Annotated in this window: 21 protein-coding genes; 12 read left to right on the forward strand and 9 right to left on the reverse strand. The window is 44.2% G+C overall.

Translation table 11 applies throughout. The features are described 5' to 3' along the window. Positions 1 to 2: 2 nt before the first annotated feature. The 5 genes from Pan241w_RS28155 to Pan241w_RS28175 all read right to left on the reverse strand — a co-directional run bounded on the left by Pan241w_RS28155 (position 3) and on the right by Pan241w_RS28175 (position 5,587). On the reverse strand, positions 3 to 1,166 hold the full coding sequence (locus tag Pan241w_RS28155) for a glycosyltransferase family 4 protein (protein ID WP_198000204.1): 1,164 nt from the start codon (positions 1,164 to 1,166) through the stop codon (positions 3 to 5). Between the two features lie 195 nt (positions 1,167 to 1,361). Continuing rightward, the gene (locus Pan241w_RS28160) at positions 1,362 to 2,159 is read right to left on the reverse strand and encodes a hypothetical protein (RefSeq protein WP_145222706.1); all 798 of its coding nucleotides are present in this window, start codon (positions 2,157 to 2,159) and stop codon (positions 1,362 to 1,364) included. A gap of 91 nt (positions 2,160 to 2,250) precedes the next feature. Then, positions 2,251 to 2,952 carry a hypothetical protein gene (locus tag Pan241w_RS28165; RefSeq protein WP_145222708.1) on the reverse strand — a complete coding sequence of 234 codons (702 nt, stop codon included), beginning with the start codon at positions 2,950 to 2,952 and terminating at the stop codon, positions 2,251 to 2,253. Between the two features lie 399 nt (positions 2,953 to 3,351). Next, positions 3,352 to 4,065: a YkgJ family cysteine cluster protein gene (locus Pan241w_RS28170; protein ID WP_145222710.1), complete on the reverse strand. Its 714-nt coding sequence runs from the start codon at positions 4,063 to 4,065 to the stop codon at positions 3,352 to 3,354. Positions 4,066 to 4,285: 220 nt separating this feature from the next. Beyond that, entirely contained in the window at positions 4,286 to 5,587 is a 1,302-nt protein-coding gene (locus Pan241w_RS28175; protein WP_145222712.1) for an aminotransferase-like domain-containing protein, read from the reverse strand. A gap of 235 nt (positions 5,588 to 5,822) precedes the next feature. Between Pan241w_RS28175 and Pan241w_RS28180 the strand changes: the two genes are divergently transcribed. Next, entirely contained in the window at positions 5,823 to 7,427 is a 1,605-nt protein-coding gene (locus tag Pan241w_RS28180; protein ID WP_232107300.1) for a sodium:solute symporter family transporter, read from the forward strand. 29 nt (positions 7,428 to 7,456) lie between these two features. Here Pan241w_RS28180 and Pan241w_RS28185 read toward each other — a convergent pair whose 3' ends face one another. Then, positions 7,457 to 8,701 carry a phage portal protein gene (locus tag Pan241w_RS28185; protein ID WP_198000206.1) on the reverse strand — a complete coding sequence of 415 codons (1,245 nt, stop codon included), beginning with the start codon at positions 8,699 to 8,701 and terminating at the stop codon, positions 7,457 to 7,459. A gap of 249 nt (positions 8,702 to 8,950) precedes the next feature. Next, on the reverse strand, positions 8,951 to 10,627 hold the full coding sequence (locus Pan241w_RS28190; protein ID WP_145222716.1) for a hypothetical protein: 1,677 nt from the start codon (positions 10,625 to 10,627) through the stop codon (positions 8,951 to 8,953). A 277-nt stretch (positions 10,628 to 10,904) separates the two neighbouring features. Between Pan241w_RS28190 and Pan241w_RS28195 the strand changes: the two genes are divergently transcribed. Then, on the forward strand, positions 10,905 to 11,762 hold the full coding sequence (locus Pan241w_RS28195; RefSeq protein ID WP_145222717.1) for an alpha/beta hydrolase: 858 nt from the start codon (positions 10,905 to 10,907) through the stop codon (positions 11,760 to 11,762). Positions 11,763 to 11,794: 32 nt separating this feature from the next. On the opposite strand, the gene asnS is transcribed toward Pan241w_RS28195, so the two are convergent. Beyond that, entirely contained in the window at positions 11,795 to 13,186 is a 1,392-nt protein-coding gene (gene asnS, locus Pan241w_RS28200; protein ID WP_145222719.1) for an asparagine--tRNA ligase, read from the reverse strand. Between the two features lie 440 nt (positions 13,187 to 13,626). On the opposite strand from asnS, the gene Pan241w_RS28205 reads away from it, so the two are divergent. The 10 genes from Pan241w_RS28205 (at position 13,627) to Pan241w_RS28245 (ending at position 24,531) form a co-directional block, all read left to right on the forward strand. Further along, on the forward strand, positions 13,627 to 14,733 hold the full coding sequence (locus tag Pan241w_RS28205) for a type II secretion system F family protein (protein WP_145222721.1): 1,107 nt from the start codon (positions 13,627 to 13,629) through the stop codon (positions 14,731 to 14,733). Next, positions 14,733 to 15,995 (forward strand): type II secretion system F family protein, encoded by a 1,263-nt coding sequence (locus Pan241w_RS28210; RefSeq protein ID WP_145222722.1) that lies wholly within the window; start codon positions 14,733 to 14,735, stop codon positions 15,993 to 15,995. Before Pan241w_RS28205 ends, Pan241w_RS28210 begins: the two co-directional genes overlap by 1 nt. A gap of 32 nt (positions 15,996 to 16,027) precedes the next feature. Beyond that, positions 16,028 to 17,572 carry a type II secretion system F family protein gene (locus Pan241w_RS28215; protein ID WP_145222724.1) on the forward strand — a complete coding sequence of 515 codons (1,545 nt, stop codon included), beginning with the start codon at positions 16,028 to 16,030 and terminating at the stop codon, positions 17,570 to 17,572. A gap of 99 nt (positions 17,573 to 17,671) precedes the next feature. Then, positions 17,672 to 18,037 (forward strand): hypothetical protein, encoded by a 366-nt coding sequence (locus Pan241w_RS29550; protein WP_198000207.1) that lies wholly within the window; start codon positions 17,672 to 17,674, stop codon positions 18,035 to 18,037. Then, positions 18,030 to 18,638 carry a PulJ/GspJ family protein gene (locus tag Pan241w_RS28220; protein WP_198000208.1) on the forward strand — a complete coding sequence of 203 codons (609 nt, stop codon included), beginning with the start codon at positions 18,030 to 18,032 and terminating at the stop codon, positions 18,636 to 18,638. Before Pan241w_RS29550 ends, Pan241w_RS28220 begins: the two co-directional genes overlap by 8 nt. Before the next feature lie 8 nt (positions 18,639 to 18,646). Beyond that, positions 18,647 to 19,108, forward strand: a complete 462-nt coding sequence (locus Pan241w_RS28225) for a hypothetical protein (protein ID WP_145222727.1) — start codon at positions 18,647 to 18,649, stop codon at positions 19,106 to 19,108. A 42-nt stretch (positions 19,109 to 19,150) separates the two neighbouring features. Then, positions 19,151 to 20,062 (forward strand): DUF1559 domain-containing protein, encoded by a 912-nt coding sequence (locus Pan241w_RS28230; protein ID WP_145222729.1) that lies wholly within the window; start codon positions 19,151 to 19,153, stop codon positions 20,060 to 20,062. Positions 20,063 to 20,101: 39 nt separating this feature from the next. Next, on the forward strand, positions 20,102 to 21,058 hold the full coding sequence (locus Pan241w_RS28235; RefSeq protein ID WP_145222731.1) for a DUF1559 domain-containing protein: 957 nt from the start codon (positions 20,102 to 20,104) through the stop codon (positions 21,056 to 21,058). Between the two features lie 9 nt (positions 21,059 to 21,067). After that, positions 21,068 to 22,924 carry a hypothetical protein gene (locus tag Pan241w_RS28240; RefSeq protein ID WP_145222733.1) on the forward strand — a complete coding sequence of 619 codons (1,857 nt, stop codon included), beginning with the start codon at positions 21,068 to 21,070 and terminating at the stop codon, positions 22,922 to 22,924. Positions 22,925 to 22,956: 32 nt separating this feature from the next. Further along, the gene (locus tag Pan241w_RS28245; RefSeq protein WP_145222735.1) at positions 22,957 to 24,531 is read left to right on the forward strand and encodes a hypothetical protein; all 1,575 of its coding nucleotides are present in this window, start codon (positions 22,957 to 22,959) and stop codon (positions 24,529 to 24,531) included. A gap of 17 nt (positions 24,532 to 24,548) precedes the next feature. Here the strand turns inward: Pan241w_RS28245 and Pan241w_RS28250 are convergent, their stop codons facing one another. After that, positions 24,549 to 25,490, reverse strand: coding sequence for an alpha/beta hydrolase (locus tag Pan241w_RS28250; protein ID WP_145222737.1), 942 nt, complete (start codon positions 25,488 to 25,490; stop codon positions 24,549 to 24,551). Positions 25,491 to 25,650 lie beyond the last annotated feature (160 nt).

Consider the following 25,650-nt stretch of genomic DNA (forward strand, 5'->3'; position numbering starts at 1 on the left):
GTTTAATCTCTCCCACGAATCACAGCTTCGTACCTCGCAATCAGCCGCCCCGGTGAGAATAATTTCCAGGCGGCGTTCCTCGCTCGTTCGATCCGATTATCACCGGCGATCGCGTCTAAAACCGCACAGGTCAATTCAGTGGCCGAAGGATCGAACGGCACGCCGTAAACCAGTGGGCCATAATTTCGTTCCAGTTCGGAAATCATCCCCGCCGGAGTTGACACCACAGGGCAGCCGGCGAGCCAAGACTCAGCAGCTACTAATGGTCCGCCCTCATGAGAGGCGGCCGTCACCACGCAATCCAAGGCAGCCAGCACCGTCCCTATATCCTCAGTGCGCGGAACAATGGTCAAGCGATCTCCGCAAAGCTCTTTGGTTTCGGCAATAACCTGATCACTCTGCCAGCCTTCACCGACATACACGGCGTGATATCCTTCACCCAGTCCTGCAACCGCCTTCGCCGTCGCCAGCGGGTTTTTGTCCATCGCAAACCGTCCAATGTAACCAACGGCTTTCACTTCCGGACTGATACCCCATTCCCGCCGCACTTCATCGCGATCGCGTGACGGGGCACAGCGGGAGAAATCAACGGAGTTATAAATCACCGCGTACGGCTTCCTCGTTGCTTCCTGGATGCACTCGCCCGCTGCCTCCGATACTGCAACCAAAACGTGCATCGAGCCCTTAGAGAGGCTCACAGAGAGATTCTTACGGGTCCATTCACATTGACCATGCGAAATCACTAGAGAGGGCTTGGAATTCCAGTTGGTCGAATCGATCTCGTCGTTGCTTTTTGTGTAACCCCACAGGTTCACCAAGTCCGATTCGTCGACGACTTTCTGACAGGCATTTTTCACAACTGTCACCAGCCCTTGAAACTTTGGGTCATTCCTCGTGCAGTAGATCGGGCAATACCTCAGGATGCGTTTCGCTGTCTCAATGTCGAACACTTCAGAATTGCCAATTGCAAACCCAGACCATTCGAGCCCGTGATCTACCTGAGTATCCATCATCGTCAGGAGTAGTCGGGTCACGCCGCCCATCGCCATGTTAGGCATGCAGACACCGAGACGGATCTTCTTGTCCTTGAATTCGCTTTGCCATTCCCGCAATTGCTGAACGGTGGGAGAGGCTTCCCCCCAATGTTCGCACCAATGGGATTTCACTTTGGCAAAATCCGCACAAACCCGCGAATGCTGTAAACATCGCGTATCGCTTCGATGGGGACAGGATTCACAGGACCTGATTCGTTTTTCGAATTGGTGCTTCGTCACTTCGGTATCGGAAAACTGTCTGAACTGTCGCAAGCAGTGAGACAAGCCGCCTGATCTCTGTAGCATTTGATTGCCTTTTGGTAAATCTTAGTAAGTCGTTTCTCTGGTACTACCATCATCAATGTGCAACCAAAACTCTCGCTGCTCCAACTCCGCTACAACATACCCGTCACCATCAACCCAGTTGGCAATACCGAACGAACCGGCTGCTGTGTGCTGATAGACATTGTTGGCGTAATAATTCACGATGCCATGATCATTCTTGTGATCCGGGCCATTTAGATGTGAAATCAGTCCTGTATGGAGATGTCCCCACACGCCGTAATAACCCCACGTTTCACCATCAGAATTCAGTCCGTTGACATCGAACCCGCCAGGATCATAACCATCCTTGTTGTAGCCATTACTGTTGAAACCATGAACGTTATAAGTACCATTGAGTTGGCCTACATTATTTCCGTTTTCATCGTAATGATAAGGCCCAGCGTAAAGCTCTGCGTGAAACCCATGCGGTCCGTAATAACCGGCGTAGAAATTATTGTAGTTGTATCCATATCCACTCCAGTAATTGCCGCCGAAATATCCCAGCGGCCCCCCCCCCCAGCCACCGTAATAACTATAATCACCGGCCCCGTAAAAGCCATATCCCCATCTCCAGCCGGATGATCCCCCGTAGTAGCCACCGACTCCGTAAAACCTCTGAAAGTGAGACAAAGGTTTTGATGCAGGTGTGATGAGAACCCTATGCACACCGGGTTTGATCTTAAAATCATAATCAGGCAAAACGTAATCCTGGATCGGCGGCACGGGAGGAACACCACCTGTCAGATTTGTTGGTGGACTTTGATCAACGTTGATGATTCTCTGCCATCGTATTTCAGGCATTCGCACGCCTGCGAGATCACCAAGAAACTCAATAATGAACCTGCCTGTTCTAGTACCAGGAGAGTGGACCTTAACATTACCTTTGCCAATTTCATACAGCGATTCCAGAGCGGTCTGGATAGCTGGACTCGTCGTTCAGCGTATGATTTTTGGGAGGCAGAACTGCTTTCAATGATTTCAAAAGTGGCTCCGTGATTTTGCGTCCTTCAATCGTCCCTCGATCGATGGTTCGTGCAATTGCATCGGGATTCACTCCTAATGCTCCCCACGACCACTCAATTAATTCCCATTCTTCCAGAACTATTCCAATTCCATCATTCGACGTTTTACGAGTAAACGATTTGAGCGGAACTGCTCGAACTGATGTTGCTCTAACCAAGCCTTCAGCAATGAGATGAAAAATCTGCACAGACTCCAGGCATTTCTCCGTGAAGTAAGAAGTTGCTGAAATATGTTCTTCTTCGACTTCTAATGCCAAGCCACCGTCGGGATGTTGGCATTTGGCAATCGGACGTGTGATTTCTCCTAGCCCATGCTCCCAGAGTACGACCGGGTTCTTGCGGAAATTCTCAAGTTGGACGCCTTGAGGAACGATAATATCGCCTTCACGATCCTCACGCGGAGTGTTGATGATTGCACGTGCCGACATTAATCGTTCGTCAACCATTGGCTGTGCCTGGCACGTTAAGGAAAGATCAGAGGGCTTTCCGGCAATGCTGCAGAAAGTGCCAATTTTTTTCTGCCGATTTTTGAGAGTAGCCAGTAGTGAGTCAGGTATTGTTGTTGTATTCACAGTCTGCCCCGGAAAGAAACAAAATTATGTTTGCGACGGGGCAGTGTTTTAAGGTTCGGCACCTGTAGGTCAAGCTGATACAAACCGATTTTTGATTTTTTGTTGCCGAAGAACTTCTTGATCTTCAGCTGTTTCTTATCTGAAAGCGGTCGCTAGAGTCTGCTGTTGAGAATTTTGTGCTGATTTCTCAACGTTGAAAAGCACAAATGATTGCAGAGAGAAGAACAGACCGGTTTTAAGCAGAAAACCTGATATTACTTTAGATAGCAAAATACGAGTTTCGCATTTGTTTCTCTGCAATTTGAGATTTTTAAATTACTGAGTTGAGGTACTCGGGAAAGAGACTTCTTGAAACTGGCAAAAGAGCCGTGCTTTTTTCTCCTGGGAGAAGTGGCATACTCAGGCCGCTTTGCGAGCTGGGTCCAAACCTTCAGTAGAACCTGATTTTGTTTGCCCCACCTCTGCTGGAACTTGCTTCGAACTACTTTGAGGTTCTGAACTGATTCGATTTGAATAGATGATATCGATGAATTCTGGAAAATTATTCCACTCACCTGGGTTCTGATTCCAGATCGCCGCAATTTTACTAAAAAATGTCATTTCATATTGGGCGATCACCAGACTTTGAATCGTATCATTTGGTTCCAGATCGGAAGCATTCCACTGCCGAGGACATAAATCGTAGGCGGCTTCTCCATTCCGACCATTGCTGGGAATATCGTATAGAATTGCCAGTTCATTGGAATCATTCAACTTCGCAGGAAAACTGCGGCAAGTATGAGGACGACTTCCATAAATACTACAACGACCTAAGCCTTTAGGATGTTCCTCATCGGGGACACATTCTGTCAGAAAACGGCACTTGGTCGTTCCTGGAAATGAGACGCTCGGAATGTGTTTTAAACAAATCACAAAAGGAACAGCAGGATCATCAGCAAAATAGAAATGGGGAGCAAGATTACGTGAAATCAAACCTTCCGAATCTTCCCAGCGACAGGCAAAATCCCAGAACCCCTTGTTCTCATGGTGAGTAAAGCGATGAATGTCTGCACCAGAAATCGGGACTGCGAAAGATCGACAACACCCAGAATGGCAGGAATCACAAATACCCATTAATTTGCTTACTCTTTGAGGAAGTCCTGGAGTTTTTGTTTTGTGATTGAAAAATCAGAACCAAATATTAAAGCAGCCAATGGCGCCACTATGGTAAAATCAAACCACAAAACCCTGCCTGCGTTATCGTCATAATCATTAAACTTACTTGAGTCAATTTCCAAAAACATGGCTTCACTTTAATATGCCAAGAGGATCAAGAAAGAAAGCTTAAGATACATCACACAAAGGACTTGACCGCATTTGCCAGCCTCTGCATTCCCTCCTGAATCCCTGCCAGATTTTGTACACCAAACGTCAGACGCATGTGATTTTTTTGAATCGAAGGCTGTTCCTTCTCGCCCCGTCCCGTATCAACGGCATAGCATAACTCGCCTGGGACATACATGACCTTATCTTCGTGAATCGCTTTCTGGAATAAGGGGCTGTTGAATCCCGTTTCAATTCCGTCAGGCAATGTCATCCAGACATATAATCCCCCCCTCGGGTGAACCCAATGTACATCGGGAATATTTGAAAAATGAAGATCGGCTGCTTGAAGCATGCAATCCCGTTTCTCGCGATAAACGGTTCTTAAATATTCCACATGGTCATAGTAGAGATTTTCGCGCAAGGCCGTGGCTAAAATGTGCTGACTGAAATTTGTAGAGCCAAAATCATCGTTACCCTTCTTATCTCGAATCGCTGCACAAACTTCATCCGGAGCAACGCCAAAGCCAACTCTTAAACCCGGCGAAAAACTCTTAGAGAAAGTTTGAGTCAGAATCACTGTCTCTCCCGTTGTATCAAAACTTCTGATACTGGGAACTACTGGACCATCGTAGCATAATTCACGATACGCCAAATCCTCCAAAACAAAGACCCGTTGTTCCCTGGACCAGGATCGCGCTATTTCAACAACCTGTTTACGGCGATCCAGTGCGAGAGAAACACCAGATGGATTTTCATAGTCACTGACAAGATAAATCATTTTGACTCGACTTAACTGTCCTTGTGAATCCAGCATTGCAAGCGTCGCTTCAAGTGAATCCATACGCATTCCAAATTCATCTGTTTCCACAGAAACGATGCGCGCACCCAAGCCCTGCAAGACTCCAAGAAAAACAAAATAGGTCGGAGCTGCGACCAGACAGATATCACCTGGATCAAGCAATACCTCTCCCAGTAATGAGAGGTATTGCTGAGAACCAGTGGTCACGATCATGTTATCAACAGTGATTCCTATTTCTTCGACTGATTTTTGTTCGAGACGGGATAAATGTTTCAGCAAGAGTGACCGTAATGCTAACGATCCTGCGGTCGTCCCATACTGCAACGCCTCTTTCGCAGTCCTCGGATCTGTAAAGAGCTCATCAAAAGCTTGCTTTGTAATCCCAGCCGGCAAGCTGTTCTGATCAACCAGCCCGGCAGCTAAGGAGAGAACGCCCGGATTTTCTACGCCTTGCTGCATCAAAAAACTAATCGGTAAGTCGTGACTCCATGTCCTTTTTTTACTGAACTGGATTTTTTTGTTTGTAGACATTGCGTTTTTTTTTCTCGTATCCTGAGTAGAACCCGTTTCGATCGTACACCTGAAATCAGACCAACTGAGCTGAATTAAGCATAGTAGAGATACATCTGATTTACCACGTACTTTGATGTATCAGAATTGAAATCGTATCCTGATATCAGCATACTGGTTGTTAATGATGCTCGTAAATCAACAGGGAAGGCAAACCTTTGTCACTTCCTGTGTAAATTAAACAGGAAACAGTATTTTGAAATCGATACGATTTTATCTGACTCTATTGAGCATGTTCTTCCTGCAAAGTCCCCTCTCAGCGGCAGAATCCATTCCAGAGCCATTACCTGTAAATACAGGATTGCACCCCATCGACTGGATCATCATTGCATTTTATGCGATTTCAACCATTTTTTTGGGCTGGTACTTCAGCAGGGGTCAAGAGGATACATCAGAATACTTTGTCGGTAGCGGCCAGATGAACCCCATTTTGATCGGGGTCTCTTTATTTGCTACTCTTCTCAGCACTATTACCTATCTCTCAACGCCCGGAGAAATCCTTGGTAAAGGACCGGTTTATCTAGTCAAAGATTTGGCAATGCCGTTTATCTTTATCATTGTCGGATTTGTCATGTTGCCGGTTTACATGAAGCAACGTGTGACCAGTGCCTATGAGTTGCTGGAGGATAAACTGGGGTTAGGCATCCGTCTGCTGGGCGCGATTATGTTTATTAGCCTGCGACTAATCTGGATGTCCCTGCTCGTTTTTCTCACAGCCAAAGCAATTACGACAATGCTCAATGTAGATGAAGCATGGATTCCCTATATCGTACTGGGAACTGGTCTGGTTGCCATTATCTACACATCACTGGGTGGATTACGCGCCGTTGTGATAACTGATTTAATCCAGACCATTCTCTTGTTTGGCGGTGCATTACTGGTTATCGCCACCATTACTTACCATCTGGGTGGCTTTAGCTGGTTCCCGACTGAGTGGAATGAGAATTGGGATACGCAGCCTTTTTTCAGTTTTGATCCATCGACGCGAGTCACTTACGTTGGCACATTTCTATCAATATTAATCTGGTATGTCGCCACATCATGTGGCGATCAAGTTTCCGTACAACGTTTTATGTCAACGAAAGATGCCAAGACAGCCCGGAAATCACTGGCCATTCAATTAACGGTCTCCGTTGTCGTTTCACTAACACTCGCCATGGTTGGCTTCGCGCTGCTGGGGTACTTCAAAGAATTTCCCAATGAAATTCCAGCGGGAATTGACTTGAAAAAAGATGCAGACAAATTCTTTCCACATTATATCGCTTACCATCTGCCTGTAGGAATTTCAGGCTGTGTTGTCTCAGCCATGTTTGCTGCCGCCATGTCGAGTATTGACTCTGGTGTGAACTCCATCACAGCGGTCGTGATGACAGATTTCTTTGACCGCTTTGATCGCAAGCCTCAAACGGAAAGAGGACATATTCTTTCGGCGAGATTACTGGCATTTGGTATTGGTGCAATCGTAGTGATGGCAAGCTCAGTCATGGGATCAATTCCTGGAAATATTACAGCCGTAACGAATAAAACGGCAAACTTGTTGACCACGCCAATTTTCTGCCTGTTTTTTTTCGCACTGTTTATTCCCTTTGCCAGACCTGCCGGCGTCCTGGTTGGCACAGTACTGGGAACTACAACTGCTGTTCTGATTGCGTTCTCTGGACCTATTTTTGTCCCTGATTTCAAACCAACTGACTTAGACCCGATTAGCTTTCAATGGATTCCCATTGCTGCAGTCACTGTGAATCTTGCAAGTGGCTCGCTGGTCAGTTATCTGATCGCCAGCTTTGAAAAAAACAGATGAATTCTTTATTGGTTGGAATCCTCCGCCAGTTAATTCCGTGAGTTCGATTTTGTCGAATCCAGAATCGTTTTACCCTCAGACAAAGCAGGAGGGCTGGAGTCGTTATTTTCCGGTACGTTGGATGAAGGTTCCTGTAGCTTTTCCTGACTGACTAATTGACCGCCACCTTGTCTGTCTCCCAGAGGAGGCAAGCCGCGAATGGCCCTCAACTCATCGACTTTAATAATCTGCGCCCGTATATCTGTTGCCAGGCGTTTTTCAAGTATATCTGGATCGTCAATGTGCGTGGCTTCGATCTCCACGGTTAAACTCTTACCAAACTGAGGCGCTAAGCGTTCGGTATCATCTTCCGCTAACAAATCCAAAATTGGTTGCACTGTGAGTGAAATAAATTGCTTCAAACTTGCATAAAAAGCGGCGTAACTTCCCCCATCGGAAATCCCGGCTGCGATTCCAGGCACGCCATGCAACGCCAGAATGGCATCTCTGAATTGTACGAACGATTCATTGTAAGCCATCTCTCTCGGAGTTGCAGTCAGCGAGACTACCTGCTCTCCCGTTGTAAAAATCGCCTTACCTGTATTTTCCGTTCCTCCATACTTCTGTTCAAACATGGCAGCCGCTGCTTCGAGCTCTTCTTTAGTTGGGTTCATGCCTTTCCCACAAGTCACCACAATCGACGGATCAGCGCCATTATTCATCTGTGCCCAGCGAGCGGCATCGATCTGATTTGCGGAATCAATCCATCTTGCGCCAGCGCTGACGGGCGACTGCCCATCAGCTTTATAGAGAGGGTGTGGCCAACGAGTAATTTGTAATTGAGCTAGTGGAATAATTTTACCAGCAACCTGATGAAAAGCTCCTGATTCTGTAAAGGTACTACAGGGTGTTTCATGATAGAATCTCATTGACGCAGCTTGTATTTTATATCCACCTTCCGGTAATTCACTAGACGGAGGAACTGGTGTTGCAATCGCAGTCGGAATCACATAACGCTGGACAGTTTTGCCAAATTTATTTGGTACGTTCCAGACAATACTGGTACCAGTCAGCTGCAACTGTAAAACTCGTTCATAACGGAACGAGGCCCCCGATTGAGTAGGATTTGGCTGTTTTAATATTTTGCATAAGCTATGATCATTGGGGAGAGGTGCTGAAGCGCCATATTCACCTGCATATAAACTTTTCGGTAGACCGTATCCAGATTCTTCCTGAATTCTCTGCTGCATTCTTTTTTGTTTTGATCCATTGAACGAATCGTCGTAGACAAACACAGACGCCTGCATGGCTTGCAGACAAATTGCCCTGACCGCAACAAAAGTCCAACCAGTGAATTGTTCCGATTCCTGCCGGTGATCACTACTCCAGGAACCGAGCTGACCCGCTCCTAACGCTGCTCGCAGCGCAACTGCAAACCGATGGGTTTTAAAACGTGTCACAAATTGCTTAAACGGATTCCACATAATCACTCATTCCTGTTCAACTGAAAACTCTGAATTGAATTTTCTACTTGTTGTTTTTTATTAAGCGACAATCAGACGACGTCGACCCTGATCTCGTAATGCACACAGACAATAGACGACTGCATCTGCCCGATCTGGTGATCGTCCTAGCATCTCACGCAAGGTTTTTCCCATAAAATTTTCGTCAGCCCCTCGGCGGCCTTTGGGGGTGATGTAGTACTTTTCCCCATCATGACCCGAATAAATTTTTGCCGGTGCGATTAACTCAGCCTTTAATCGATCGTTATCAGGTATCCCAAACGGGATCATGCGGAAGTCACCAGCCGGGTCAAGTCGTCTTCCCGCTTCCCCATAAAGTTCTGCTCGTTTATTAGCATATTTTTGGGAATCGAGGTCACTGGTCGCATTGCCGTGAACTTCAATGACGTGCACATTTAACTTTTTCAATGGATCTCCCACTGCATTGCCGTACCCACCTCCCCAATCAATGGCGATTGGAACAGCCCCCTGTTTTAAATCGATTCCATAATCAAGGGCAGTCTCCAAAACCCACCACATCGTCTGTTGCGTATCTGAGAATTGACATTCATGGATGGCACGAATTCCATATCGCCCTCCCACTGCTAATACAGAAGTGTCTCCATACCGGGATGCTGCGACGTCCAGGCCAAATCCCTCCACAGGTAAGATGCCATTTAAGAGCTTTCTGGCCAACGGATGATTCCCCTGACTGGCACGCAGCCAGAGTTGATTCCACCGTCGCCAGAATCTGATTGGTTCAACCAACCATTCTGGTAAAATAACCTGCTTATCAGGATCTTGATCAGGAAACTTGCCAAGAGCATAAACATTTCGAATCAGGGGATCTGAATCATGTAGTAAAGCCATAAACTCATCGTAACAAGTTTGTCCCGGAATTTTGGGATGGCATTGATCGAAGTGCATTTTCTCGATAGGAGTACCATGGGGATAAAAAGTTCCCGCGATTTCAACACCTCCCACAGGTGCCACCGGCTGCTCAAGGCACTTTTCTTTGACATTCGTGCATTCCCAACCACTAACAGTGATACAACGAGTTTTTCCATATTGGTCAAGAATTGTTTGGGTTTTATCGGGCTCGACTATTGGAAATGCATCTCGAAAGGCCCCAGATAGAGTAGAAGGATTTGAAAGCGCCAGAAACTTCTTGGCCTGGGTATTTGCCAGCTTGTACTTATCTTCCAGATTTGGTGCTGTAGCTTCATCAAACCAGAATAACACGTGCGGTGAATGAGCGCCTCGAAAACCTTCGATATGCTGTGGATTAGCCAGCGTAATTGAATGTTGTTTGTTATCATATACACCAGAAATTTGCAGTGCCCCCGGAGGTTTGATTGCCATCTCCCGCCACCATTTATCGACTTCCCCAAAGGCAATTTTTTGTGCCATTTTCATGGAATCACGGGTTATGATTATTTTGGCATCGCTCCAGATATGAAAGTAAATACAACAGGCAATACCGGCCGCCGCACCTTTCCCACACCCGGTATTTCCCTTGACAAATACACGCCGAATTGTGGGATCAAACAGGGACTCGAGAATATCCCACTGCCATTCATCCAACTGAACTGCGGGCCACTGAAATTTGACATAAGGACGGATTTTTCCAACACGTGCCTGATCAATCGCCTGCATTAATTCAGTCTTTTTCTGTTTTTGCTGAGCACGAGTTCTCTGTTCCCGCTCTAAGTCAAGCATTGAGCCTTTACTAGAGGCTGCCAAACGCTTCACCATCTATTTCTATCGATACTTCTGTAGATAGAACTTGACGTCATCGGCATGTCGTATCTCTCCTCTCCATCACTCCACTGAGTCTCTAATCATTTTGTTTAGCAATTCAGACTGAAAACCACTCATCATCCTTGCCTTTGGCGTGTGCTCGTCAAGATAATCTATGTTTGCTTGTTTTTACCTGAACTGAAAATTGTAAAGTACACAAATGCTAATCGAATACGTTCTTTATTGGAGCAAGAACATGAAAGTCGCTTTCACTGCCATCATACTTACCGCTCTCTTGATCCCCATTCACCCTACCTTTGCTGAAAATGACGTAAAAATCATACCAGATGTCGTTTATGGTCATAAATATGGAATGGCCCTGACGTTTGATGTTTACCAGCCTCAAAAACAGGCGAATGGGGCTGCTGTACTATTTATGGTAAGCGGCGGTTGGTATTCAAAATGGACGGATCCTAAAAACATGCTCGGCTGGTTTAAGCCCTTACTTGATGAAGGCTTTACTGTTTTTTCCGTCAGGCATGGTAGCAGTCCTAAATTTATCATTCCGGAAGTCGTGGATGATGTTCGCCGTAGCGTGCGATTTATTCGACTTCACTCAAATGAATATGGAGTCCGTCCCGATCAGCTCGGCGTCTGGGGAGGAAGTGCCGGTGGCCATTTATCTTTGGTCCTGGGAACAACTTCAGATGAAGGAAACCCAAAAGCAAAGGACAAAGTCTTGCAAAGCAGTGATCGTGTGGCTGCCGTCGCCGCCTACTACCCTCCGACTGATTTACGAGAGTTTGTTGATGAAAAGTCACCTTATTATCACCGCTTTCCAGCGCTCCAGTTTGATGCAGATCTGGCAGATGACTTCTCTCCTTTACTGCATGTTTCGCAGGATGATCCGCCGACATTGCTCATTCATGGAGATCAGGACAAGCTTGTTCCCATCAGTCACAGCAAAAACATCATGAAACAGTTTCAGACACAAAAGGTGCCTGCAGAGCTACTGATCATTGAGAATGCAGCTCATGGATTTAAGGGGGACGACCATACCCGCGCCAGTGATGCTGTTGTGAAATGGTTTAAACAACACTTGCTGCCGCAATAAATCAATGTACTCGAACCACCTGTGATGGAAGATTAAAACTCCGCATTTTTCGGAGTTCGGGGAAATGGAATACAGTCTCGAATATTGGTCATTGAAGTGATCAATTGAATCAGGCGCTCAAATCCTAGACCAAATCCGGAATGAGGGACCGTGCCATATTTTCGCAAGTCGGTGTACCACCAATAATCATCCGGATTTAATCCCCCCTCTTTCATCCGATCAATCAGTACATCGTAACGTTCCTCACGCTGGCTTCCGCCAATAATCTCACCAACACCCGGCACAAGCACATCCATCGCACAAACGGTCTTTCCATCATCATTACAGCGCATATAAAACGGTTTGATCGTTCGCGGATAATTGTAAACAATGACCGGCTGTTTGAAATGTTCCTCTGTTAGAAATCGTTCATGCTCTGACTGCATGTCACTTCCCCACTCAATGGGATAGTCAAATTTCTTCCCGCTGGACTTCACAATATCAATCGCTTCCGTGTAAGTAATACGGATGAATTCATTGCCTGTGATATTCCTCAGTGTTTCAAGCGTTGTTTTGTCAATCCGTTGATTAAAGAAGTCCATGTCTTCCGAACAGTTTTCAAGCACATCTCCAATGACTGTCCTGACAAAGCTTTCTGCCAGCGCCATATTATCTTGGAGGTCGTAAAAGGGCATTTCAGGCTCAACCATCCAAAACTCAGCCAGATGACGAGATGTATTTGAGTTCTCAGCTCTAAAAGTGGGGCCAAAGGTATAACATTCCCCTATTGAGGTTGCGAATATTTCAGCTTCCAACTGACCACTCACTGTCAACGAAGCAGGTTTGCCAAAAAAGTCCTGAGAAAAATCCATCTCTGTTTGAACTTGTGCAAGTCGTTCCAGATTGAGTGTGGTAACCTGAAACATCTCCCCTGCACCTTCACAATCACTAGTGGTGATAATGGGAGTTTGAATATAAACAAATCCGCGCGACTGAAAAAAACGATGAATCGCGGCTGCCGCCTCATTACGAACTCGTGTAATCGCGCCAAAGGTATTCGTTCGAGGGCGTAAGTGCGCAATCTCTCTCAAAAATTCAAAGCTATGTCGCTTTTTCTGTAGTGGATATGTATCGGGGTCTGCGGTACCGTATAAAATAAAAGATTCTGCGTGTAATTCAATTCGTTGATTTTTGCCAGGTGATTCATTCACTTTTCCTGTCACGGAAATACTGGCGCCCGTAGTAACATCCTTAATCGTGGTTTCATAATCCGGTACGCTCTGATCAATGACAATCTGCAAGTTGGTCATACAACTGCCATCGTTTAGTTCAACAAAGGAAAAACCACTCTTGGAATCTCGACGTGTGCGAACCCAACCCGAGACCTTGATTGTTTCTCCAGGTTGAGCTGTGCTTAAGGCTGCTTTTATTTTCGACCGGATCATACGAGAGGAACTTTCCTGATTTGAATTCGTGACACTACGACACGACTAATTTTGGGAAATTCAGGACAGCCATCACTTGTTTCTCGAGGGCTGTTCAAGGAATGCTTTCTAATGAGCTCACAAAAACGGTTTCCTTTTTTAATATGCCGTTTAGAATCTGTAAACTGTAATCCTGGGGACTGGTCAATGATTGTCCTTTTCCGTCAGAGATTTCTATTCAACAAAATCACAAAAAAAGCACTTTTTGCATCTTTATAGACAAAAAGCCCTCAACCAGAGTTCTAATGTGAGATAGCGTTACTGGAAAATGAACCTAAAGCTTATTCGAAAATCATGTTCCAAACCCAGTAAATCCATAACACTTCATTGCATTCCACATTACAATGAACACAAGGCCACTCCCCAAAACGATCTGAATAGATGCCGAGATTCAAAAACGAATGAGTAATCCTGACTCCCCCCAGCTCAAGAAAATCTCTCCAGAAAGCCTGGCCGATCTCAATGATGAGCTTTCTGCGATGATTCGTGCAGGTATCCCTTTGGATGAAGGTTTGCGGAATGCGGCAAAACACTTGAGAAAAAATTCGCACCACTTCGTTGAACAACTCGCTTTAAGGGTCCAACAAGGGGCTACTTTAGAAGATGCAATCGACCAAGAGTCTAAAACACTCCCCATCTCATACATTTCATTAATCAAGTCGGGGCTGCGAATGGGCCGACTTCCAGAAGCCTTGCAGGCCTACACATCCTTTTCTCGCTCTCGCATGGAGCTACGCCAGGAACTTGGCAATGCATTATTATATCCCGCTTTTGTACTCATCATGGCGTTTCTACTTTCGTTGTTTGTCTGCTTTATGATATTTCCGCAACTAATTGTCGTTCACAAAATGTTCCGTCTGGAGAGTACTCCGCTCATGAGTTCTATCTCAGCCTTGTTCGAATTCTACCAGAGTTGGTATCTGCTGATCCCCCTGATTTTATGCCTGTTATTCATCAGCTGGAAAACCAGTCGATTCTCGTTTCTTGTTGCTCGAGAACAAAATGAATCCTTCATTGGCAGACTATTTTCGACAGTCGCTTATGGCTGGATACCAGGCTATCAGACTTTAGTTCGGGAAATGAATTATTCGACTTTCGCCGAAATGTCGGGCATTCTGCTGACCTATGATGTCCCCCTGCATGAAACTCTCACACTGGCAGCTGAATCAACAGGAAACACAAAAATCATTATGGAATCGCATTCGCTTTCCAGACTCCTGGAAAGTGGGACTTCACTCAAAGAAGGAATCCAATCCTGCAAACAATTTCCAGACTTTATGAAATTGATGATGATGGAAAAGACCCATCAGAGCCATCTACCCCAGATTATGTCCGAAATAGCGAGGGTCTATCGAGCGCGTGTGTTAAATCGCATTGATTGGATTAAACGAATCATTCCCGTAGCACTACTAATTGTAATAGCCGGTGGTATCACCGCTTGTTATACACTCATTGTGTTTATCCCCTTCGTTGAAATATTAAAGATGTTAGGGAGCCCCACGATCTAATGAATCGGTATTCCTATATTTGCATAGACAGTGATGGTCAGGAAAAGGACGGGTTCCTGCAAGCAAAGAATGATGAATCAGCGCGTATTCAACTGATGGAACAAGGTCTGAAAATTGTTCGTTTGGATTTGTGTTCTGGGGAAGAAAGTGCGAACTCTGATACTACTGAAGCTTTGGAAATCAAAGACTTTTCAAGTGATCAACTTGCCGAGTACGGCAAGGCAGCCTGGAATCCTGACTCCGAATTCCTTGATCACTTACCGAAAAACTCCCAGCTCAATGTCCATGGTATGCCTCTTTCAGCAAGCTTGCGTACTTTGGCTGAAGAAACCTCTTCTAGAAAACTCGCTCATACATTTCAGAAAATTGCCATCGACCTGGAACAAGGTACAACAACAGAAGAAAGCTTCTCCCGGCACTTGAAGCATATTCCTCATAACCTGGAATCTCTGATCCGAGCAGGTGCCCAAACTGCCCAACTGGAATCCATTATTGAAGATTATATCGAGAGCCAAAGAGTTCTCATGCAGTCGCGACATAAACTCATGACATCTCTTTTTTATTCAAGCGTGTTAATTTTAGGTGCTTTTTTACTATTTGATTTTCTAATGATATCTGTCGTCAGAAGTTTTCGTTCCATTTTTCTTGACTTCGGAACAGAACTTCCCGGGATCACAATTTTAGTAATGCGTATCTCAGATTTTCTTGTTGCCTATGGTTTACCGATGTTAGCAATTCTGATGTTTAGTTTCGCAGGAATCTGGTTTAGTTTTGACTTGTTCAAAATGCAGGCAATACGTAGACGACTGATTAATCAAATACCGATTTTGGGCAGTATTTTAAGTTCGATATCAATCGCGTTATTTTGCCGGATGCTGGCTACGATCATTGAAGCCAAAATCAAACTACCTGAAGCGATTGACTTAGCCGCCAAAGCAACTAAAGATCCGAACTTAATTGCCGGTTGTGAGTTATTGAAACAACGAACGATGAAAGGATTTGATCTCGCGGAAGCTTCGATTGAAATCCCCCATTTCTCCAAAAGTTTCATACACATTTTTCGGTGGCAAGATCGCCCCGATATTTTTATTGATTCGCTCCGCGCCAGTAGCAATATCTTTCAAGCCAAAGCAAACATGAAAACAGGAACACTTGTATTTATCCTGCAACCGCTCGTGTTAATCGGAATCATATTTAGCATTGGTTTGCCGATCGTGGCAATCTATCTTCCTTTAATAAAAGTACTCAATGATCTCTCCTAACTTGTTTTTATTGTCAGAAAGTTGCTTCACCCGTGGATGCACTTGGTCTTATTGTTAGCTTGGCATTCTTTGTCTATTTTCCTGTTGCAGGAATCTCTTCGATTCTTCTTGCGCGCAGAATTAATGATTTTGGACACCAGGGTGTCAACCCAATCCTCAAAACGTTTTGGACATCCTTTGCGATTTTCATGCTTGGCTGCAGTGTCATTTTTATTGTCAGTACTTTTTTGGCTATAAGCACGAGTCAATACTTTGGTTCAGGAGCATTTCTTTTAAGCATTCCCATCACACTCTTATTCTCGCTTACTATTTATCTGGAATATCTGTGCTATCGCTCTGCTTCCGCACTTAATAAGGGAGATGAATATGACCTCCCTGAATCGTTACGACATCAGTTACATAAAACACGCGTGTTAGGCTGGATCGTACTGGGACTACCTTTGCTGTTATTTGTACCAGCGTTACTGTTAGCAGCCTCGGTCTTTTTGTCATTTGCACTGGTATTCTTAATCTTTGTAATCATCGGCTCTGTGTTAAATATCTTATCCACTTCGAAACGGGCTAATGAGTCTGAGCTGCTTTGGCTACTCGCACTTTGTGTAGAAAAAAACATCCCGATAGCAGAAGAACTCGACACATATTCGCTCACTCAAAAACAGAAATACCGTGAACGAATCCAACTTTTGAGCAGTCGACTTTACTCTGGCGAATCACTTTCCGATGCTCTGTCTACAACGCCTGGACTGGTCCCCCAATCTGCAATTGTCGCAGTGCGTATTGGCGAAGAGAGTAATAGCCTGGGAATTGCCCTACGGGATGCTGCTGCTCAGTCTACGAAGAAGCTAAGACACTTAACCGATCAATCAAATCTCTCCATTATTTTCCTTTATTTAACTATGGTTGTGTCTATTCAGTTTCTGATTGTTGGATTTATCATGTACTGGATCATTCCGAAATTTAAAAAGATTTTCTTGGATTTCGGAACAGAACTTCCCTCGATCACACTTGGACTCATGCAAGTCAGTGATTTTATCATAGCCTACTTTTACTTGTTTTTGCCGCTATTTTCTCTCCCCATTATGGCATTGGTCCTGATACAAGTCGGCAATTACTATGGGTGGTACAATTTGCGTATCCCATTCTTCACGGAATGGTTCCCGCGTTTAAATACTCCTCACTGTCTGAGGCAGATTGCGCAGTCAGTTTCCGTTCACAAGCCTCCTCAAATTGCCCTGGATTCGATCTCAACTTTTCACCTCTGGGCGGACGTCAGAATGCGCACTCAATCCGTGAATGAACGAATCAAACAGGGCGAGAATATTTGGGAATCCCTGCAGAATGCCAAGTTAATCAGTGAAACTGAAGCTGCTTTGTGCTCCACTGCCGAACGAATGGATAACCTTCCATATGTGTTGAGAACACTGGCAGAATCAATAGAACTTCGTCGAGCCAGAAAACTAAGATTCTTTACGGAGTTCTTAAAGCCGATCATTATTTCTGTCCTGGCTATTCTGGTCGGCTATTTTGTAATTGCACTGTATATGCCTCTTGTCAAATTGATTAATGACCTTGTTTGAACTCTGTTTATTATGAAAATCTATCGTCACAAGAAAGTCCCCCAAATCACTTGCTGGAACGAGCGAAGTGGTTTTACGATTTTTGAAGCCTTGATTTCAATGATTCTGGTCAGTGCCACTGTGGCGATTTCCATACCAACCCTCAGAGTTGTCAACCTGCAAAGAAAATCTATCAATGCGAAATTGATCGCGACTACGGCGTTAGCCAACCTTGGAGAAAGAATTGTTGCTGAAAATTCATGGGATGATCTCACTTCAGAGAAATTGGGAGTATACGAGACTGAGATACCCACTCAATTAGATTTGAAAGAGCCTCAATTAAGTGTGAAGCTGATTCAATCAGAAAATGATCCGGCAGTGCGTCAGGTGCGAATTCGACTTTCATGGGAAAATCCCTATGGTGAATCTGTCGATCCACTACTCCTTTCCCTGTGGTTCCATCGCGAGGGGAGTTCCGATGAATAAACTCAGACCAGACAGCTCACAAACACAGAAAAAGTTTATCAAAAGGATCAAGGCCATCCCCAGAGGTGTTTCACTTATTGAAATGATGGTGGTGATCTCGCTGATGTCAGTGATCTTTACTGTATCAATTACAACTCTGGGATTTCTCATGCGTGTAGAAATGAAAGGAACTGCCCGGATCCAGGAGACTCTCAGTTTCCAGAAATTATCTCGCCAATTTCGAGCGGATGCAGGAACTGCGCGCAAAGCAGTGATTATCGATGGGAAGGATAACAACTCAAGTCAACTCAAGTTTGAGATTGAGCCAGACACATCAATCATCTATTCCAAAGACAGGGTAAAGAATTCGATTCTCAGGTTGAAAAAACAATCCGAGAAAACCATCGCAAGCGATGAATTCCGCATCCCCGTCGAATTACTCCAATTCCAGATTGAGCAAGAAAACCAACGAGAGCTTGTTTCCATGCTGCTTCAATTTATTCCTGAAGAAATTCATGAGAATCAGACCGTCAAAAAAACAAACAAGATTTTCAAAGTGGAGTCTCTCCTTTCTCAGAAGTACTCACTTCAAAATCGTATTGATACAAATAATTCGAATTGACAGAGAAGATGAAACAAAAAACAGTCACTCTCAGATCAAATATATGTGAGCAACGCCAGTCCCGTTGGATTCAGCGGCGAGGAACGATTGTCCTGATTCCCATGCTCTGTCTGGTGCTGTCACTGGCGGTGATTGGTGGACTATTAAAACAGACGTCGATAGAGCTCAAACAGCTAAAAAAAGAGGAATATCTGATACAGGCGAATTGGCTGGCCGATGCTGCAGCACAACGCGCCGTCAGGAAATTGCGCGAAGCACCGAATTATACCGGAGAAACATGGAGCGTCTTACCAGAAGAGATTGGTGGGAAATTCCCCGGAAGCATTGTGATTGAAATAAACCGGAGTCCTCAGAATAATCAGTCAATTACCATTCGAACCCTCGCCAGATATCCATCAAATAGACTGGAGCGGGTCCAAATTATTCGAGAATGGCCTTCTAAATTAAGCAATACGACATCCAAAAACTAAGCATCCTTCTGAAAAGAACAAAACCGCAGCGAAGGAATTATCATGGAACAAATTGATCTACCATCACCCTCAAAGCAACAGAATTTAACCAGAGGTTTTACCTTGATTGAGTTGCTCGTTGTAATTGCCATCATTGCGATTTTAATCGCCCTGCTTTTGCCTGCAGTTCAACAGGCACGCGAGGCAGCACGCAGGTCATCCTGTAAAAATAATTTGATGCAAATCAATGTGGCACTTCAAAATTATGAAATGGCTCATAATGTATTGCCCAGTGGCACCGTCAATCCCACAGGCCCCATTCAAAATGAAGCCAAAGGGTACCACGTCAGCTGGTTTTTACAAATTCTCCCATACCTTGGAGAGCAGACCGCGTTTAATAAGTTTGATTTTAATAAAAGCGTGTATGACCCGATAAATAAACAGGTCGCCGACTATCGAATCCCAACATTAAGATGCCCTTCCAACCCAAACCAAGGGCATAGCTATGCAGGAATGCACCATGACATTGAGGCTCCTATCGACTCAAATAATAATGGCGTTTTATTTTTGAACAGCAGTGTGAATTATGATGACATACCAGATGGAAGTTCCAAAACACTCTTTGTTGGTGAGCTCACGGAAGGAAATGAGCTTGGCTGGGTGTCTGGAACGCGTTCGACTTTAAGAAATGCTGGCACTGCTATTAATCTTAATAATGCAAAATTATTTTCAGGCCGCGCTGCCTTTGAAAAACGCTTCCCTAACGAAGATTCCGAGCGCGCGAACAACGAGGGCGAATCACCAGAAGGCAATGCTCAACTTCTCCAAGTCGGTGGGTTTTCCAGTTATCACACAGGGGGATCGCATTTTGGAATTGGTGATGGATCAGTTCGATTTCTCAGTGAAAATATCAGTATCCCCCTCTATCAAGCTTTAGCAAATCGACACGATGGGCAACTCGTTTCTGATTATTAAATGACTGTAATGTCCAGACCTTCAAAAATTGAGTTTTTCATGTTATCAAAACACCGCAAGCATCTGCCACGTACCGGATTTGTACTGATTGAGCTACTCGCCGTCCTAATGATTATCATGATTCTGATTGCGCTTTTACTTCCCGCAGTCCAACAGGCGCGTGAAGCTGCTCGATGTACCAGTTGTAAAAATAATCTGGCTCAAATCGGTGTCGCATTACAAAACTATCAGATGGCACACTTGGTGTTACCCCCTGGCACGGTCAATCCGAAAGGCCCTATCCTCAATCAACCGAAAGGCTACCATGTTGGATGGGCTATTCAGATCCTCCCATTATTGGACGAAAAAGCCGTATTTCGCAGCTATAACTTCAAATTTGGTGTCTACAATTCTGCAAATCGACTGACCGCGAACTATATCTTGCGATGTTTTCAATGCCCTTCCAGTGCTCGAGGTGGTTTTAACTACGTCGGTTGCCATAATGATTTAGAGACACCTATTGATGTCGACAATAACGGTGTTTTGTTTCTGAACAGCAGCATCCGAGAAAAAGACCTGAAAGATGGTCGTTCTTACACAATTTTTGTGGGAGAGGCCCTTGATGGTGGTTTTTTAGGATGGACATCTGGAACTTCCTCCACACTTCGAAATACGGGAACTAAAATCAACTTCGTCAATCCGAATCAAAATGCATTCGCTCAAGCCAATCGATATGGGAACTATGGAGAATATCATTTTGAAGAGCAAACTGATGACATGTTTGACAACCTCAATTCCCAACCAGAAGCTCCAAACTCTGAAGGAACGGAAAAACCGCTCTCTCCTGAGGACCAAAAACTTCTACTTCAAGTAGGAGGCTTTTCCAGCGCTCATACAGGGGGGGCCCATTTTTGCCTGGGTGATGGTTCAGCTCGCTTCATCAGTGAAAATACGGATTTCCAAATTTTTAGAAATCTTGCAAATCGCCATGATGGCAATCTGATTGGAGAGTATTAGGTTGCCAACATGAAAATAAAGACGCGAAATTTCAAACTGAAATGGATCATCTATTTCTCAGTGGTCAGCTTTGTTTTTCCTCAATTCGTAGAGGCCATTGAAATACATAACATCCGATGGGGATTCAACAATCGGCCCGTTGCTTATAAAATTAATCCCGTCACGCTTCTAGTTGAAAACACCTCGCCAACACCATTTGAAGGTGAAATCAAATTTCAACAAGAATCATTTCGTGGTCAGCGAATCGGTATTACTCTGTCAGCGGCAACTTATATTGCACCATTTGAAAAAAAATCGTTGCAGTTTTATCCGTATATCACAGAATCTGCAAATAATTGGGAAGCCAGCTGGGAAGAGAATAACGATCAACAAACTCAGTTATTTCTAGCGCCTCGTCCTGCAACTGACAATGCCCTCATCCAGTTAGTCCAACCAGACAGCCTGGACCGAATTATTCCCGGCATCAAACAATACCCCGAAGATCTATTCCCTCCATTACTGGGTGCTGTCGACTCATTAGATGGGATTATTCTGGACCATGTCCCCAAATGGGAAAAATCGCGCAGAACAACTTTCCTGCAATGGATCTTTGCTGGTGGAATTGTTCACGTATTTGAAAATTCGAATGGGGACCTTCCAATATTCCCGGAATCGTATTCTCCCTTAAATGGAATCTCAACTCCTGTTTTTTATGGAAATGGGGCCGTTTACCGCTATCAAGATAAACTGAGTGATCTTACCGCATCGGATCTGAAGCAATTGATGGCCGGAAATACTCGCGTTTCCACACTACTCTCCAATACAGAAGAGAATACCTCTTCTCAGGCTGTCGATTCTAAAAATATAAAAGTCTCGGAAGCTTTGACATATTTTTCAATGGCCAGTGACGAAGAAATTCTTGCGACGTTGACCGAGATCAGTAAGCCCAAACAAATTTGGTACTTCATTTTCTTACTCTCATTTTTTTACTTGATTGTTGCTGGTCCGGGATATTATTTAGTCACAAAACTCTCAAAGAAACATTCTACTTATTATGGAGTTTATCTGACTGGTACGATCTTGTTCTGTTTAACTTTCTTATTGATTGGTCATTACAGCACAAACCGCACGTCTCAAATTCACTCTTTGGTTGTCGCAAATATCATGCCTGATAACGAAATTGATCTCACCTCTTGGGCGAGTCTGGGAGTGGTATCGGGAGGAAATTTTAATATCACGTACACTGGAGACGCACACATATACTCGGCATGTCAGCCCTATTCGAAAGTCAACGGTATTGTTACCTGCGGCGCTGAAGGGTATATGCAGGTTGATATTCCGCCAAATTCTTCCTGTGCCGTCTTCCACCGAGGGAAGACACTAGAAACCAGCTTCGATGTGAAGGTCAGTACGTTTCTAAAAAATGAAACGGGAGTGGAGAAGATTTCATTAGAGATTGATAACAATTTCCCACTTCAGGTAGAACAGGTCTATTTTCTGTTTGGTGCAAAATTGTATGAATTAAAGAAGGAAAATGAGCGTTTGGAATATCAAGGTACTTCCAAAAATCTTTTCTCCATACTCAATACAAACCCACTTCTGGAGATTAATTATTTCAGGCCAAACAGGCTTTTTCCTTTTATCAATCCCAAACACCAGAAAAATAATTTTGCCTTAAAGAAGTTTTTTCCAATCTTACTGCAACGTGCGATGCGGTTGTCAGCCAAAGAAATCAATCGCAGATATCGTTATCCTGACAATCGTGGAAGGCTGTTTGTTCTAAGTAAAACCCCAGATAATCTATTTCCGAAAACACCTGAAATTTCGCGAAAGAATGGGCTGGTACTATATTCACTTGAAGTTCCATTTTCCGACCAGACTGATTGAACCTTTTCTTACCACCTTGAAAGTTGCCTGGAATGTTTCGGGGATCATTGATTTTTGCGGGTTTTGCATTAAAGAAAGACATTCGTCTCAAAAGAACACACGTCTTCCGCTTCATCTGCGTCGCCGTTGTATTCATAATTTTGTTTTCATCGTGGCTAACCAGTTCGCGCATCGGTTCACCTGGACTCGATTTTTTCACTAAAATTGTGTGGCTTAATTTCTGGTTGGTCACATTAACCGGCATCGGTTTCTTCTCAACTGCAATTACGGAAGAAAAAGAAGAAGAGACTCTTCCGTTGCTCAAGTTAGCCGGTATTGATTCACTGGGGCTACTCTTGGGGAAATCGACAGTTAGAGCGTTAAGGGTAATATTGCTCTTAATCAGTCAACTTCCGTTTTTAATGCTTGCAATCGCTTTAGGAGGAATCACTTCACTGCAAATTTGTGCCGCAACGGCAGCGATAATTTCTTATATCATTCTGGTCGCTAACTTTTCATTGCTCTGTTCTGTTTATGCCAGGCGTTCAGGAGAAGCGATAGCACTTGTACTAATCGGCTTATTAATTTTATTCTTCTCTCCTGACATTTTAACAAAAATATCGGTAAACCTTCAGTCGCGCGGATATCTTGCAGCAAACGAACTGATTCCGCGTAGTATCAAAGCTTACCAGGAAATCGCTCATGATATATCGGTAGTCGAACGCATTAATACCATTCTGAGTACAGGCTACTCGGAAACGGTATTCAGCACACAAGTCATCAGCAATTTGTTGATGGGTATGTTCTTTTTTCTGACTGCCTGGTTGATTTTTGAACGTTGTACCGTGGCTGATCAGGCAGAAAATATCAGAAAAAAGCGGCTGAGCCGTAAACGGAATATCAGAAAATCCAGACCCGATAAACTAGCATTTGTCTGGAAAGAATACCACTTTGTAACTGGAGGCAAAAAAGCCCTGATCATCAAGTTAATCTTATACTCCTTGGTGATCTTCTGGGTTGTGGGAGGAGGATTATTATTAGATCAGTACTCAGATGTGAGTTTCATTTTTCCATTCTCCTGGAATGAGTTATTGAATGCCTCTCTATTATTAATGCTGATCGGTTTAGTCATAGAGTGCACCATCTATACCTCTCGTATGTTCCGCGAAGAACGTAAACTGAAAATGCTCCCATTAATCACAATTCTACCGCATTCATTACTTCGAATCGTCTATGAAAAAATAGCCGGTTGCATGATGGCGCTCTTTCCTGTTTGCATGGCGCTTGGCTTAGTGATCCTGATTGCACCAGATAGTCTTACTAATTTTTATAATTCTGGTTTTAATTCACTCTTACTCTTAATTGGTATTCAATTCGTTGTTTTCCTACATTTATTAGCTTACTACTCAATCATCGTCCGATGGGGGGCACTTGCCTTTGCTATTGGCACGATCATCCTGGTTGAAGCTTGTGCAACACCTTTCATGCAAATTCTTTTTTTGCTGTTCCATGTGGCGATTGGTGAGACTGGAATTATTTTACCCGTATTCTATTTGAGCTTGTTGAGCTGTTTTCTCCTGCAAATTTTGATTGCAAACCGCTTACAACAAATTGCTGCTGAAGAATAAACGAGCTTTCTTTTGAGTTATGTTCCAGTAAAAGCCTTCCTTAAATACTGTCCCGCTAGTTGAACTGCTTCAAATGCCCGATCATATAAATCAGAACGTCGAAAGAAGCCATGAATCATGTCTTCATAATTTATGTGTGCAACGTCAACTCCTGATCGACGCATGAGTTCGACGTACTGGACTGCTTCAGAATACAGAGGATCATAGCCTGCCGTGATTACTATCGCATCAGGCAAACGACTCAAATCTTTGGAACGGAGCGGAGATGCATAAACCTCGCGGCCGGCAGACTCGTGCGGAAGATATTGGTCCCAGAACCATTCCATGGCACGTTTGGTAAGAAAGTAGTCAATCCCATATTTCTGGTATGATTCTGTATCAAACTGATAATTCGTTACCGGATAAACCAGCATTTGATAGATGAGATTCAGAATGTTCGATTGTCTGGCTCTAATTGCTACTGCTGTCGCCAGATTTCCCCCTGCACTATCACCGCCAACAGCAATTCTCGTCGGATCGATTTCTAAATCACCTGCATGGCTTACAATCCATTCCGTAGCTGAATAGGCATCCTCAAATGGCACTGGGTAAGGATGTTCTGGCGCCATACGATAATCAACAGAAATCACTTTACAGCTAGCAGTGCCTGCCAGATCCTGACACAGACCATCATAAGCATCCAATGTTCCCATCACCCAACCACCACCGTGAAAATAGACCAGTGCGGGAAATGCCTCTGAAGAGTTCTCCTGGCTCGCTCCAGGTGTGTATATTCGAACCGGTATCTCTGTCCCATTGACTGGAAGTTTGAGGTCATCAATTTTTTTAGCAGGAAGATGAGGCTCTGGTGACGGAGAAAGCGTCGACCTGATAATTTCTGGGGTCATCTCTTCGAATGAAGGTAAGTCAACTTTTGCTATTTCTTCGAGGTATTGGGCCACTTGAGGATGGACGGGCATTTGTGTTTCCTTGGAGGGATTTATCTGCTTAATACACTAAATAAATACATTTGATTATCAATCACAGACAACCTGACGAGCCAATTATAACGGATAAGCATATTATTCTAAAAACAGTCTGCTTTTTCATTTCAAAAAATAGCTTCCAATCTGCGGTACT

Origin of the sequence: Gimesia alba, from assembly GCF_007744675.1 — a bacterium.
Classification (GTDB): Bacteria; Planctomycetota; Planctomycetia; order Planctomycetales; family Planctomycetaceae; genus Gimesia; species Gimesia alba.